Here is a 12,183-nt window from a genome sequence, read left to right on the forward strand (position 1 = left end):
AGGCTTGCTAAGGCAGTGCCTACGGAGAATAGTGAGAACCGGAAGCAAGCCTTTCTTCCCAGCTCAGGCAGGGGTTCGGGTGCACGGGGAACGGCCCGCTTCTGGCAGAATAGCCGCAACATCAGGCAGTATCGCGAGGAGGCGGCCCCATGGGCGCACAAGAGTTGCATCCGGACCCGCAGGACGGCGGCAGTCCTGCCGCTCCCGAGGGAATCGTTGTCGGCGTGGACGGTTCAGACCACGGCCAGTGCGCACTGGTGTGGGCGGCGCGCGAGGCCCAGCGCCGGCGTCGTCCGCTGCATATCGTCACCGCCTATTCCGTCCCCATCTTTGCGGCTTCGGGCCTGGACGGCGGCTACGCCACTGTGGACGACTCCGTCATTCGCGAAGGCGCGGAGGCGATCGCCAAGCAGGCCCTGGAGAAGGTGGCCACCTACGACATCGACGCCACCGCGTCCGTGGAGAACGGCGACGCCTCCGGCGTGCTGCTGGAGATGTCCCAGACTGCCGAGCTCCTGGTGTTCGGTACCCGCGGCCGCGGCGGCTTTGTGGGCCGGCTACTCGGTTCGGTGAGCAGTGCACTGCCGGCCCACGCCAAATGCCCCACCGTGACGGTGCCGCTGGTCTGCTCCGACCGGCTTGGCGAGACAACCGAGGACCGGCACATCAAGGCGGAGCAGGCCAAGGCGGGCCACCAGCGTGTGGATAACGTTGTGGTGGTGGGCGTGGACGGTTCGGAGCAGGCAAGGGTGGCCGTGCTGGAGGCCGCAGCCCAGGCCGAGCGGCTGGGTGCCACCCTGCGCGTGGTCTGCGCCGTGCCGCAGTACAGCGGTTCCCTGGCGTGGGTTCCTGCCCCCATGGACCGCAAGGCGCTGTTCGCCGACATCCAGGTGACCCTTGACGCGGGAATGGCATGGCTTCGCAGCCACTACCCGAACCTCCCCACCGAATCCGAGTTGAGAGACGGCTCGCCTGTGGACGTCCTGGTGGACGCCAGCCGCCACGTGGAGCTTGTGGTGGTGGGTACCCGCGGCCGCGGCGGCTTCACCGGGATGCTCCTGGGATCAACGTCGGACGGGGTCCTCCACCACGCCAAGGGCCCCGTCATGGTGGTACCTGACCGGGAGGACCCGCGGCTGGCGGACCGGGCCCGGTTTGGGCCCGTACTCGGGGCAGCCTGACCGCACCCAGCCGCAGGGAGCGTCACCATGGCCGCTGACCGTCCGGAAAGCACAGGAAACGGCAGGCAGGACTCCCGCCCACCGGACGGGAACTCCGCCCCCGCCCTGATTCTGCGCCTCAACCAGATCGACGGCAGCATGCTGCCCCTCGTGGGAGGCAAGGCGGCCAACCTCGGTGAACTGATGGCTGCGGGACTGCCGGTGCCCGATGGGTTCTGCCTGATCACGGCGGCCTATTGGGAGGCTGCCGGGACGGTCCGGGATGGTGTGCTTGCGGACCTCGGCCGTCTCCAGGCGGGACTGCAGCCCTCCGATCCGGGCAGGGCCGCCCAGCTCGCCATCATGGCCGGAAGGGCACGCGAGGCCATCAGCGCCCTTCCGGTTCCGCCGCGGACCGCAGCCGCCGTGGAGCAGGCGTACGCGGCCCTGGGCGGGGGCGCCGTGGCGGTGAGGTCCTCCGCCACCGCCGAAGACCTTCCGTTCGCGAGTTTCGCGGGCCAGCAGGACACCTACCTGAACGTCGTGGGCAGCGGCGCCGTCCTGGACGCCGTCCGCAACTGTTGGGCCTCCCTGTGGACGGACCGCGCAGTCGCTTACCGCGCGGCGCTGGGGATCGCGCCCCACGAAGTAGCCCTCGCCGTCGTGGTCCAGCGGATGGTTGACGCCGAAGCGGCGGGGGTGATGTTTACGGCCAATCCACTGACCGGCAGGCGTCGGGAAGCAGTCATCGATGCGGCGCCGGGGCTCGGTGAGGCCGTGGTGTCCGGAGCCGTCAATCCGGACCACTTTGTGGTGGACACGGAAAAAGGACGGGTCTTGGAGCGAAAGCTGGGAGACAAACGCATCGTGGTCCGCCCGCGGCCGGGCGGCGGAACGGAAAGGCTGGATGTGCCCGGCCAGGTTGACGGTTCCAGCCTTACGGATGAGCAGGCCGTTGGGCTTGGAGCCTTGGGGATGCAGGCCGAACGGCACTTCGGCTCGCCACAGGATACCGAGTGGGCCATCGACGCCGGGGGTGCCCCCTGGCTGACGCAGTCCAGGCCTATCACCACGCTGTATCCGGTTCCGCAGCGCCGGTCTGCAGGTCCAGGGCCCCGGTTGTACATGTGCTTCAGCCTGGCCCAGGGCCTCACCCGCCCGCTGACCCCCATGGGGCTGGCGGCGCTGCGGCTCGTTGCTTCCTCGGTGGCGAAAGCCGCCGGGTTCGGTGTTCCGGAGCCCCGGCAGGGCCCGCCGCCGTACGCGGAGGCCGGCCAGCGCATCTACGTTGACCTCACCACGCCGGTCCGGAGCAGTGTGGGGCGCCGCATCCTTCCCCGGGTGTTCGACATTATGGAGGCCCGGTCCGCCGCGGTGGTCCGCCAGGTTTTTGAGGATCCGGAGTTTTCGGTGACGCGCAGGACGCCGTTCGGGTTCCTGCGGCATGTCCTGCCGGCAGCGGTGCGGGCCCGGGTGCCGGAGACAGCGCTCCGGGCACTGTTCCGGCCCCGGGCGGCGCTCCGCCGCTTGGACTCCTTCACCCGGCGCTATGCCGAAGACCTGGAGCCTGGGGGAGGAGCGGGTCCCCTTGAACGGCTCGACCACGCCGAGCGGCTGCTGGGAGGCAGGCTCTTCGCGATTGTGCCCGCCGTACTGCCCCTCCCCGCAGTGGCATTCGCGATGCTTTGGCTGGCGGGACGGCTGCTCGGAGGGCAGGACCGCCGGAAGGACGTGGAGAAAGTGCTCCGCGGCCTGTCCGGCAACGTGACCACCGAGATGGACCTTGAGTTGTGGCGCCTCGCCTCGGCAGCAAAGGATGACAGGGACTCGCGAACGGCACTCGAGACCCGGGAACCGTCCGCGCTCGCAGCGGAGTTCAGGAACGGCACCCTGCCCCCTGCCCTGCACTCAGGGCTGGTGCGGTTCCTCGAACGCTACGGTCAGCGGGCTGTGGCCGAAATCGACGTGGGCATGCCCCGGTGGTCCGATGATCCCACGTACATCCTGGGCGTCCTGGCCAACTACCTGCGCCTCACGGATCCCGCCATGGCGCCGGACGTCCAGTTCAGCCGGGCCCAGGCTGAGGCGGAGGCGGCGGTGCAGGACCTGGTGGCGGAAGCACGCCGCCGGGGCCCGGTCCGTGCGTTCCTGGTGCGTGCAGCCCTCCGCCGGACCAGGCTGTACGCCGGCCTGCGGGAACTGCCCAAATACCAGCTGGTCCTGGGACTGGCGGAAGTCCGGAAGCAGGTGGCCCTGGTGGGAGCCGGGCTTGCGGCCGACGGCAGGCTGGACAGCCCGGAGGACATCTTCTTCCTCGACTTCGCAGAGGCAAGGCAGGCGCTCCAGTTCCCGGACCCACAAGGGCCCGGGCTCCGGGAACTGCGCGAACTCGTCGTGGAGCGGCGCAGCGCTTACGCCCGAGAGCTCGGCCGGCGCCACATTCCCAGGGCCCTGCTCTCGGACGGCACCGAACCCGAGGTGCTGTATGCCACCGCAAGTGGTGCGGCCGGCAGTGCCGCGCTGTCCGGCAGCCCGGCATCAGCGGGATCAGCCACCGCCCTGGCCCGCGTCATCCTTGACCCTGTCGGTGCCCACCTCGAACCGGGGGAGATCCTGGTGGCCCCGTCCACCGATCCGGGCTGGACTCCCTTGTTCCTGACAGCCGGCGGCCTGGTGATGGAGATGGGCGGGCCCAACTCGCACGGCGCCGTGGTTGCCCGGGAGTACGGCATCCCGGCCGTGGTGGGGGTCCCGGAGGCAACGGTCCGGATTGCCACGGGACAAAGAATAACGGTCGACGGCGGCGCTGGAACCATAGTGCCCGGGTAGGCCTCCGCTGCCCCGGACGGTTCCGCAGGCAGGTGTGGGGAGCCGCACCGAGGCGTACCCTTGAGCTATGGACTCCCATCAAGGAGACGGCCGGACAATGAACGATCCGAATAAGGGCGGGCCCCACAGAACGGGGGCTGCGACTCAGCGCCGGAACCGCGCGTGGCTGCGGTGGGTTCCTGCCGTTGCCGCCCCGGCAGTGATCGCCGCCGGCGTGCTGGTGGGATCCATCCCTGCACGCGCCGGAGACGCCCTGGCGGACAAGACCCCGGCCGATGTTCTTGCCCTGCTGGCCGGCCACAAGACCCACACGTTCTCGGGCACTGTTGAGCAGGCCTCCGAACTGGGGTTGCCGGAACTGCCGGCAACGGGTCCTGGTTCCGGTCCCGCATCGGATGACCCCGCCGCATCCGCCATCGAGATGCTCACCGGTGAGCACACGGCGAGGATTTTCATGGACGGCAAGTCCAAGGTCCGCATTCAGGTGGTGGACAGGTTCGCCGAGCGGGACGTCATCCGGCGGGACAACGATGTCTGGTTCTACTCGTCCAAGGACAACTCAACAGCGCACCTGACGCTCCCGGCCCACGCCCGCGACCTCCCGCTGGAGGGCCCGGCACTGCATGGCACCAGCCCTGAAAGCACCAGCCCCGACGGCACCGGTCCTGATAGCAGCATGGTTCCGCCCACGCCCCAGGACCTCGCCGCGAAGTTCCTCGCCGCGGCAGACAGCTCAACTGCTGTGTCTGTTGGCCCGGACGTCCAGGTTGCCGGGCGCGCCGCCTATAACCTGGTGCTCGAGCCGCGTACCGGCAACACGCTGGTGGGCATGATCTCCATCGCCGTCGATGGGGAAACGGGCATGCCCCTCTCCGTGGAGGTGACGGCACGCGGGGCAGGAGAGCCTGCCTTCAGGACGCGCTTCACCAGCCTGTCGCTTGATGCGCCGGATGCCGCACTCTTCAATTTCGTGCCGCCGCCTGGCAGCGCGGTTGAAGAGCTGCAGTTCCAGCATCCATCACATCAGGCCACGGGCCAAGGGTCTTCCGGCTACCCGGAGGCGGACACCGACCCGGACCAGCGTGCGGCCGGCATCAAGGACAAGGCCGGCTCCTACCTGGCCGGAAGCGGCTGGGAAACCGTCGTGGAACTGCCGGCGGAAACCGGAGCCGGGGCAAAGCTCAGCACCGCGCTGGCGCAGAATCCGCTGCTGGGCCAGGCCGCCGTCGTCGTTCCTGGCGGACGGCTGCTCTCCAGCGCACTCTTCAACGTCCTGCTGACCGACGACGGCCGTGTCTTTGCGGGGATGGTCCCCGCGGACAGGCTGCAAGCCGCATCCTCCGCCCCGTGACGGAACCCGCGGGGGTTCCGGGACAACGGACGTACGGCCTGACCATCGAAACGCAGGGCCTGACCAAGCGCTTCGGGCAGCAGGTGGCCGTGGACAGCCTGGACCTCGCGGTGCCGTCCGGGGCAGTTTTCGGGTTCCTGGGCCCCAACGGCTCGGGGAAGACCACCACCATCCGGATGCTGCTGGGCCTCGCGGCCGCCTCAGCCGGGACCGTCAGGCTGCTGGGCCGGGACATGCCCGGCAGCTTCCAGGATGTCCTGCCACGGGTGGGGGCGCTCGTGGAGGGGCCTGCCTTTTATCCATTCCTTTCGGGGACTGCGAACCTCCAGCGGCTCGACTCCGCCGGCCGGCACGCGGATCCCGCCACGCGCCGGGAACGGGTGGGCCTGGCACTGGAACGGGTAGGGCTTGGCCACGCCGCCGGCAAGCGCGTCCACGCGTACTCGCTCGGCATGAAGCAACGGCTGGGCATCGCCAACGCCCTCCTGTCCCCCCGCGAACTGCTGGTGCTGGACGAACCCACAAACGGCCTGGACCCGCAGGGCACCCGTGAAGTGCGGAACCTGGTCCGGTCCCTGGCGGCAGACGGGACCACCATCTTTGTTTCCAGCCACTTGCTCGCCGAGGTTGAACAGATCTGCACGCACGCGGCCGTCATGAGCGCCGGCCGGCTGGTGGCGCAAGGCCCGCTCGCCGAACTGCGGCGGTCCGGGAGCTCGCGCCTGCGCCTGCTCACCCCGGACCCCGGCCCGGCGTCGGCGGTCCTGGCAACGCTGGGGCTGTCGCCGGAAGCAGGAGCCCACCAACCGGACGGGGAAGTGGTGGTGGCGGCACTGGCGAAGCCGGGATTGCCACCGGAGGCCGCTGCCCCGCATCCCGCCCCGGAAGACATCGTGGCGGAGCTCGTCAAGGCAGGGGTCCGCGTCCGCGGTTTCGCGGTGGAACGGGAGAGCCTCGAAGACCGGTTTGTTGAACTGACGGGGGAGGGGTTCGACGTTGCCCAGTAGCGTGAAGCCGAAGGCGGAGGGCATGGCGGCCGTGGCAGGGCCGCGGGGAGCCGGGATGTCCCTCCTGCTGTCCGAGATCGCGGTCCTGTTCCGGCGGCGCCGGACCTGGGCGCTGCTGCTCGCGCTGGCCGCCATTCCGGTGCTGATTGCGGTGGCTGTGAGGGTCTCCTCGGCGGTTCCGCCTGGGCGCGGCCCGGCCTTCCTGGACCGGATCACGCAGAACGGCCTGTTCGTCGCGTTCACCGCAATGCTGGTCTCCGTCCCGCTGTTCCTGCCGCTGACGGTGGGCGTGGTGGCGGGTGACACCATCGCGGGCGAGGCCAACCTGGGAACGCTCCGGTACCTGCTGGTGGCGCCGGCGGGCCGGGTCCGGCTGCTCCTGGTGAAATACGCAGGCGCCCTGGCGTTCTGCCTGGCCGCACCGCTCACTGTTGCCATCGCCGGGGCCGCCATCGGTGCAGCCCTTTTCCCCGTGGGCCCGGTGACCCTGCTGTCAGGGGATGTTATCCAGCCGCCGGAGGCCGTGCTCCGGCTCCTCCTGATCTCGGCGTACCTGGCCGTCTCCCTGGCCGGGCTGTCCGCCATAGGGCTATTCCTCTCCACCTTGACCGTGGTGCCGGTGGGCGCCATGGCTGCCACGGTGGTGCTCTCGGTGGTTTCCCAGGTCCTCGACCAGCTGCCGCAGCTTGAGTGGCTTCACCCGTGGCTGTTCAGCCACTACTGGCTGGGCTTCGGCGACCTGCTCCGCCAGCCCGTGCTGTGGGACTCGTTCGCCAGCAATGCGCTGCTGCAGGCGGGATACGTTGCCATGTTCGGTGCCTTGGCTTACGGGCGTTTCGTCACCAAGGACGTTTTGAGCTAAGCAGGGCCAGGAACCCCGGCCCGAACGCGTCCTCAGGCGTGCTGGTGGGCCTCATGTTCAGAGTGGCTCGCGGGCTCCAGCTGGAATGTGCAGTGGTCCGTATCGAAGTGCGAACCCAGGCACGTGATCAGCTTGTCCAGCAACTGGTCGGCGCCGCGGGCGTTGAGCACGCCGTCCTTCACCACCACGTGCGCGGAGAAGACGGGGACACCGGAGGTGATGGTCCAGATGTGGATGTCATGCACGTCCGTGACGCCCTCCACGGAGAGGATGTGCTCCCGGATCATCTGCACTTCCACGCCCTTGGGGGTGGCCTCCAGCAGCACATCCACCACGTCGCGGAGCAGGCTCCACGCCCGGGGCAGGATCATCAGGGCGATCAGGACGGAGGCGATGGTGTCCGCCGCCTGGAAGCCGGTCACCATGATCACCACGGCCGCGGCAATGACGGCGAAGGAACCGAGGAGGTCGCCCAGGACCTCCAGGTAGGCGCCCCGCACGTTCAGGCTCTCCTGGTGTGCTCCGCGCAGGATCACCAGGGAGGCCACGTTTGCGGCGGCGCCGAGGACGGCGGCGAACAGCATGATGTCCGTCTGGACTTCAGGCGCCGCACCGATCCGGCGGATTGCCTCGCTGAAGATGACCACGGAGATCACAATCAGGATCAGGGCATTTGCCAGCGCTGCCAGTACCTCGGCGCGCTGGTACCCGTAGGTTCTTTGGTCGCTGGCGGGCCGGCCCGCAATCCACGCAGCCAGCAGGGCGATCGTTACGCCCGCTGCGTCGGAGAGCATGTGGCCAGCGTCGGCGAGCAGGGACAGCGAGCCGGAGAGGACCGCGCCGGCAACCTGGACCAGGACCACGGCCAGAGTGATGGCAAGGACGGCAACAAGCCGCTTCCGGTGCCGGCCTGTTGCTGTGATGCCGTGGGTGTGGCTGTGGTCGTGTCCCATGCCTACAAGGCTAGCCCCAGCCGAGCTCGTGCAGCCGGTCGTCATCAATGCCGAAGTGGTGGGCTATCTCATGCACCACCGTCACGGCCACTTCGTGGATGACGTCCTCCCGGGATGCGCAGATGTCCAGGATGGGCTCCCGGAAGATCGTGATCCTGTCCGGCAGGGACCCGGCGTCCCACCAGGAGTCCCGCTCGGTCAGGGGCACGCCCTCGTAGAGTCCCAGCAGGACGGTGTCCGCATCCTCCCCGGGCTTCGGCACATAGTCGTCCTCGATGAACACCGCCACGTTGTCCATGGCGCGGGCCAGCTTGTCCGGGATGCTGTCCAGGGCGTCCTGGACGGCAGCCTCGAATTCGTCCTCGGACATGGTGAAGCGAAGGGGCTCGCTGGGGCCGGCAGGAACAATTGGCAGGCCCGGCGGCAGGCTGGCTGGCATACTCCGACTCTAGCGGGAACCGGCCGCCCCGGCTCCCCGCGGATTCCGGCTCCTGCGCCGGGTCAGTGCCACTCCCACCAGGCAAACCAGGCCGCCAGCCAGGCCGAGGAATGCGGGGACCTCACCCAGCAGCAGCAAGGAGATCAGGATGGTGGTCCCGGGAACCAGGTACGTGGTGGCGGCCAGCTTCCCGGCGTCCACCAGCGAAAGCGCGTACGCCCAGGTGGTGAATGCGATCGCCGTGGGGAAGATCCCCAGGTAGACGAGTCCCCACGTTGCCTGCGGCGGGGCGGCCTGCACTTCGCTGGCCAGCTGACCCGCAAAGGGCAGGCAGCAGAGCGCACCCACCAGGATCCCGAACCAGGTGGCCTGCGCGGCCGGAAATTTGCGCAGCACAGGCTTCTGGACGATGACGCTCACGGCGGCGAGCACGGCGGCAAGGAGGCACAGCAGCACGCCCGCCACGTCCGTCGTCGGCCGTTCCCCCGGCCCGGAAGACTGGGCTGATCCGAAGGCGATCAGCGCCACGCCGGCAAAGGCAACCAGGCTGCCGATGATGAGCCACCGCGGGAAGCCCTCCTTGAGGAAGATGCCGGCCATGATGGCCACCAGGATGGGGTTGACGTTGATCAGCAGGGCGCTGGTGCCCGCGTCAAGCACGTGTTCGGCGGCGTTCAGCGCCACGTTGTACCCGCCGAACCACATCACCCCGTAGGCCAGGATCGGCCACCATTCCCGGCCCCTTGGCAGGAGCCGGGTCTTCAGCAGCTGCGGCAGGACCAGCAGGGAGAGCACGACGGCGGCGATCGCCAGCCTGCCCAGCGTCAGGGAGCCGGGGGAGAAGTGGGGGCCGATCGCCCGGATCCCCACGAAGGCCGACGCCCAGAGGACCACGGTGACCACCATCGCTGCCACGCCAAGGGCCCTGACCGGGGTTGCAGCGGTCTGGGCTGGTGCGGGGGCTGTCGGCTTGGCCGGGCTGGTTGGAGGCATGCAGCAAATCTATCCGGGGGCAAGGGCAGCTGACTGGCGGATATCGGCCACGTCTGCGCAAGTTCCTGCCAAAAAGTTCCAGGGGACGTTCCCGGGTGCCGTCCCGGGCCGCGACGCGGGACGTAGTGGCAGCCCGTGCCCCGGCAGGTTCAGCGCGGCGCCGCCCATTCCAGCAGGCGTTCCAGGGGCCAGGTGGTGATGATCCGGTCGGCGGGAACGGCGTTCTTCTCCGCGCGCTCGGCGCCGTACTGCAGGAAGTCGAGCTGGCCGGGTGCATGCGCGTCGCTGTCGATCGAGAACAGGCAGCCGGCGTCGAGGGCGAGCTGGATCAGCGCATCGGGCGGGTCCTGGCGTTCGGGCCGGGAATTGATCTCCACCGCCACGTTGTGTTCGGCGCAGGCGGCGAACACCTCCTTGGCATCGAAGTCCGACGGCGGCCGCGTACCGCGGGACCCCTCCACCAGGCGCCCGGTGCAGTGGCCCAGGACGTTGGTGTGCGGGTCCTGGATACCGCCGAGCATGCGGCGGGTCATGGTCCTGCTGTCAGCGCGAAGCTTCGAATGGACGCTGGCCACCACAATGTCCAGGCGGTCCAGCAGTTCCGGCTCCTGGTCCAGTTCCCCCGATTCCAGGATGTCCACCTCGATGCCTGCCAGCAGCCGGACCGGCGTGCCCGGCGTGCCGTCGCCGCCCGGAGGGGGCCCGGCGTTGACCGCATCCACCACATCCAGCTGCTGGAGCAGGCGTTCGGCGGAAAGCCCGTTCGCAATGGTGAGGTTGGGGGAGTGGTCGGTCAGTGCGAGGTATTCCCTTCCCAGCACGCCGGCGGCTGCCACCATCAGCTCAATGGGGGAGCCGCCGTCGGACCATTCACTGTGGCTGTGCAGGTCACCCCGCAACATCTTCCGCAGCCCTGCGCCCCCGGAGGCCAGCGGCCGGGCACCCTTCTCCCGGAGATCCGCCAGGTAATCCGGAACCTGGCCCTCCACGGCCTGGCGGATCACCTGGTAGGTCCGGTCGCCGATGCCCTTCATGGACTTCAGCCGGCCGTTCACGGCGCGCGCGGCCACTTCCTCCGGCGGCAGCGGGCTGATGGCCGCCGCCGCCTTGCGGAATGCCTGGACCTTGAAGGTGGCAGCGCGTCCGCGCTCCAGCCAGAAGGCGATCTCGTTGAGTGCTGCTACGGCATCCATCCGTCCATCTTCACCCGTTCCGCCCGCTCCGTGGCGGTGTTTTTCGCCGATTTTGGATAATTCCTGACTAGGCCCTATAGTTTTAGAGTCCAGTTCGGAGAAACGCAAAGGACAAAGACGGAAAGCCTTGCTTGACGCCTTTTATTTTGTTCCGAACGGGTTCTGGCCCCCATCGTCTAGCGGCCTAGGACACCGCCCTTTCACGGCGGCGGCACGGGTTCGAATCCCGTTGGGGGTACGCAAGGAACTGGTCAAGCAGACTGAAAATGTCTGGTAGGCTGGAAGCCTTGAAAAAAGCGGTAGAGATACTGCTGAAGCAAGAAACGCAAGGCCCTGTAGCGCAGTTGGTTAGCGCGCCGCCCTGTCACGGCGGAGGTCGCGGGTTCAAGTCCCGTCAGGGTCGCTCTGATTGTTGGAAGAGATTCCGGCTGTCATGGTGACTAGTCACCTAGGCTCTGTAGCTCAGTTGGTAGAGCGTTCGACTGAAAATCGAAAGGTCACCGGATCGACGCCGGTCGGAGCCACCAGCTAGAACCCCGCTGTTCCCTGTAGTTGCAAGGGAGCGGCGGGGTTTTTTCGTCGGACTCAGGCCTGGGGGATTCGTCCTGAATCAGACGAGTTCCGGCTGATTCTGAAGCGCACCTCTGGTACCGCCTTGGTAGACGAGGCACATGTGCTGGGCACGCTTGGGGTGCCGCTGAGTAGCGCAAGTGTGGCTCTGCAGGCTGGCTGTTGTAAGGCATGGGATGCATGATCAAGGCCGTGCCGGCGCCGAGGCGAGAGCCGTGTGTACCTTCCGCCATGAGGACGTGAGTTAGGATTTTGGAGCTCGAGATGAGGAGTTGGCTGGCAGGATGAGTGAACAGTTGTTTGAGTTCGGGCACGAGACGAGTGCTGATCTTCACGTGCCGGAACGAAAAGACTTCCCCATTCGCGATCATCAGGTGGCGCAAATCCGCGACGCATTCGCCCGGGCGGGAGTGATGGACCAAGCCGAACGGAAGTCCATCATCGAGTCGTGCGTCTTCCGCGAAGTTGCATCAGTGCGGGACGTGCGTGCAGACGAGGTACGACGGATACTTCACCGCATTGACCAGCGTTTGCGGGCAGCAGGTCGTCCTGCGGGCGGCAGCGCTTGGGACGACCGGGAAGAAGACACCTGGATAGACAAGTTGTAGTTGGCGGATGCTCCATGAACCGGTTCCGCCGGGTTGTCGGTCGGCGTTCGAATGATTGTCAGGGCCCCCTGTTAAGTTTCTGTTCATGAAGCTGAAAAGGAGGGAGCGTGCCAATAGTCGGGACCGAAGGCGGCCGAAGGATCATGCTGGCCGACGCGCCCTGTAGTCGCGATTGAGGACTGGGCGGCCTGAGGAGTCCGCCCATGCCACCACATCTC

The 12,183-nt window shown here is 68.0% G+C and carries 10 protein-coding genes and 3 tRNA genes; 9 read left to right on the forward strand and 4 right to left on the reverse strand.

The genetic code is table 11. The annotated features are described in order from the left end of the window. The first annotated feature begins 149 nt into the window (after window positions 1-149). The 5 genes from ABRP28_RS18330 to ABRP28_RS18350 all read left to right on the forward strand — a co-directional run bounded on the left by ABRP28_RS18330 (window position 150) and on the right by ABRP28_RS18350 (window position 7,209). Window positions 150-1,181 carry a universal stress protein gene (locus tag ABRP28_RS18330; protein WP_350000947.1) on the forward strand — a complete coding sequence of 344 codons (1,032 nt, stop codon included), beginning with the start codon at window positions 150-152 and terminating at the stop codon, window positions 1,179-1,181. A 27-nt stretch (window positions 1,182-1,208) separates the two neighbouring features. Continuing rightward, window positions 1,209-3,989: a PEP/pyruvate-binding domain-containing protein gene (locus ABRP28_RS18335; RefSeq protein ID WP_350000945.1), complete on the forward strand. Its 2,781-nt coding sequence runs from the start codon at window positions 1,209-1,211 to the stop codon at window positions 3,987-3,989. Window positions 3,990-4,086: 97 nt separating this feature from the next. Next, entirely contained in the window at window positions 4,087-5,340 is a 1,254-nt protein-coding gene (locus tag ABRP28_RS18340; protein ID WP_350000944.1) for a hypothetical protein, read from the forward strand. Continuing rightward, window positions 5,337-6,347 carry an ABC transporter ATP-binding protein gene (locus tag ABRP28_RS18345; protein WP_350000942.1) on the forward strand — a complete coding sequence of 337 codons (1,011 nt, stop codon included), beginning with the start codon at window positions 5,337-5,339 and terminating at the stop codon, window positions 6,345-6,347. The genes ABRP28_RS18340 and ABRP28_RS18345 overlap by 4 nt, the downstream gene beginning before the upstream one ends. A gap of 22 nt (window positions 6,348-6,369) precedes the next feature. Further along, a complete protein-coding gene (locus ABRP28_RS18350) occupies window positions 6,370-7,209 on the forward strand; it encodes an ABC transporter permease (RefSeq protein ID WP_350000941.1) in 840 nt (279 codons plus the stop codon). 32 nt (window positions 7,210-7,241) lie between these two features. On the opposite strand, the gene ABRP28_RS18355 is transcribed toward ABRP28_RS18350, so the two are convergent. The 4 genes from ABRP28_RS18355 to ABRP28_RS18370 form a co-directional block, all read right to left on the reverse strand. Beyond that, window positions 7,242-8,162: a cation diffusion facilitator family transporter gene (locus tag ABRP28_RS18355; RefSeq protein ID WP_350000939.1), complete on the reverse strand. Its 921-nt coding sequence runs from the start codon at window positions 8,160-8,162 to the stop codon at window positions 7,242-7,244. A gap of 10 nt (window positions 8,163-8,172) precedes the next feature. Beyond that, on the reverse strand, window positions 8,173-8,601 hold the full coding sequence (locus ABRP28_RS18360) for a metallopeptidase family protein (RefSeq protein WP_350000937.1): 429 nt from the start codon (window positions 8,599-8,601) through the stop codon (window positions 8,173-8,175). A 9-nt stretch (window positions 8,602-8,610) separates the two neighbouring features. Further along, window positions 8,611-9,594 (reverse strand): DMT family transporter, encoded by a 984-nt coding sequence (locus tag ABRP28_RS18365; RefSeq protein WP_350000936.1) that lies wholly within the window; start codon window positions 9,592-9,594, stop codon window positions 8,611-8,613. Between the two features lie 149 nt (window positions 9,595-9,743). After that, window positions 9,744-10,787 (reverse strand): PHP domain-containing protein, encoded by a 1,044-nt coding sequence (locus ABRP28_RS18370; RefSeq protein WP_350000934.1) that lies wholly within the window; start codon window positions 10,785-10,787, stop codon window positions 9,744-9,746. A 165-nt stretch (window positions 10,788-10,952) separates the two neighbouring features. Here ABRP28_RS18370 and ABRP28_RS18375 point away from each other — a divergent pair. The 4 genes from ABRP28_RS18375 (at window position 10,953) to ABRP28_RS18390 (ending at window position 11,965) form a co-directional block, all read left to right on the forward strand. Further along, window positions 10,953-11,025: transfer RNA gene (locus ABRP28_RS18375), tRNA-Glu, on the forward strand. A gap of 91 nt (window positions 11,026-11,116) precedes the next feature. Beyond that, a tRNA-Asp gene (locus tag ABRP28_RS18380) sits at window positions 11,117-11,190 on the forward strand. A gap of 48 nt (window positions 11,191-11,238) precedes the next feature. Beyond that, window positions 11,239-11,314: transfer RNA gene (locus tag ABRP28_RS18385), tRNA-Phe, on the forward strand. A gap of 327 nt (window positions 11,315-11,641) precedes the next feature. Continuing rightward, complete coding sequence (locus tag ABRP28_RS18390) at window positions 11,642-11,965, forward strand: hypothetical protein (protein WP_350000932.1); 324 nt, start codon at window positions 11,642-11,644, stop codon at window positions 11,963-11,965. Window positions 11,966-12,183 lie beyond the last annotated feature (218 nt).

It is taken from the genome of Pseudarthrobacter sp. WHRI 8279 (assembly GCF_040224115.2).
In the GTDB taxonomy this organism is placed as follows: domain Bacteria; phylum Actinomycetota; class Actinomycetes; order Actinomycetales; family Micrococcaceae; genus Arthrobacter.

Excerpts from the sequence above, each read along its gene's own strand:
- ABRP28_RS18330 (WP_350000947.1), top strand. The coding sequence starts at position 150 with ATGGGCGCACAAGAGTTGCATCCGGACCCGCAGGACGGCGGCAGTCCT.
- ABRP28_RS18335 (WP_350000945.1), top strand. The coding sequence starts at position 1,209 with ATGGCCGCTGACCGTCCGGAAAGCACAGGAAACGGCAGGCAGGACTCC.
- ABRP28_RS18340 (WP_350000944.1), top strand. The coding sequence starts at position 4,087 with ATGAACGATCCGAATAAGGGCGGGCCCCACAGAACGGGGGCTGCGACT.
- ABRP28_RS18350 (WP_350000941.1), top strand. The coding sequence starts at position 6,370 with ATGGCGGCCGTGGCAGGGCCGCGGGGAGCCGGGATGTCCCTCCTGCTG.
- ABRP28_RS18355 (WP_350000939.1), bottom strand. The coding sequence starts at position 8,162 with ATGGGACACGACCACAGCCACACCCACGGCATCACAGCAACAGGCCGG.
- ABRP28_RS18360 (WP_350000937.1), bottom strand. The coding sequence starts at position 8,601 with ATGCCAGCCAGCCTGCCGCCGGGCCTGCCAATTGTTCCTGCCGGCCCC.
- ABRP28_RS18365 (WP_350000936.1), bottom strand. The coding sequence starts at position 9,594 with ATGCCTCCAACCAGCCCGGCCAAGCCGACAGCCCCCGCACCAGCCCAG.
- ABRP28_RS18370 (WP_350000934.1), bottom strand. The coding sequence starts at position 10,787 with ATGGATGCCGTAGCAGCACTCAACGAGATCGCCTTCTGGCTGGAGCGC.
- ABRP28_RS18390 (WP_350000932.1), top strand. The coding sequence starts at position 11,642 with ATGAGTGAACAGTTGTTTGAGTTCGGGCACGAGACGAGTGCTGATCTT.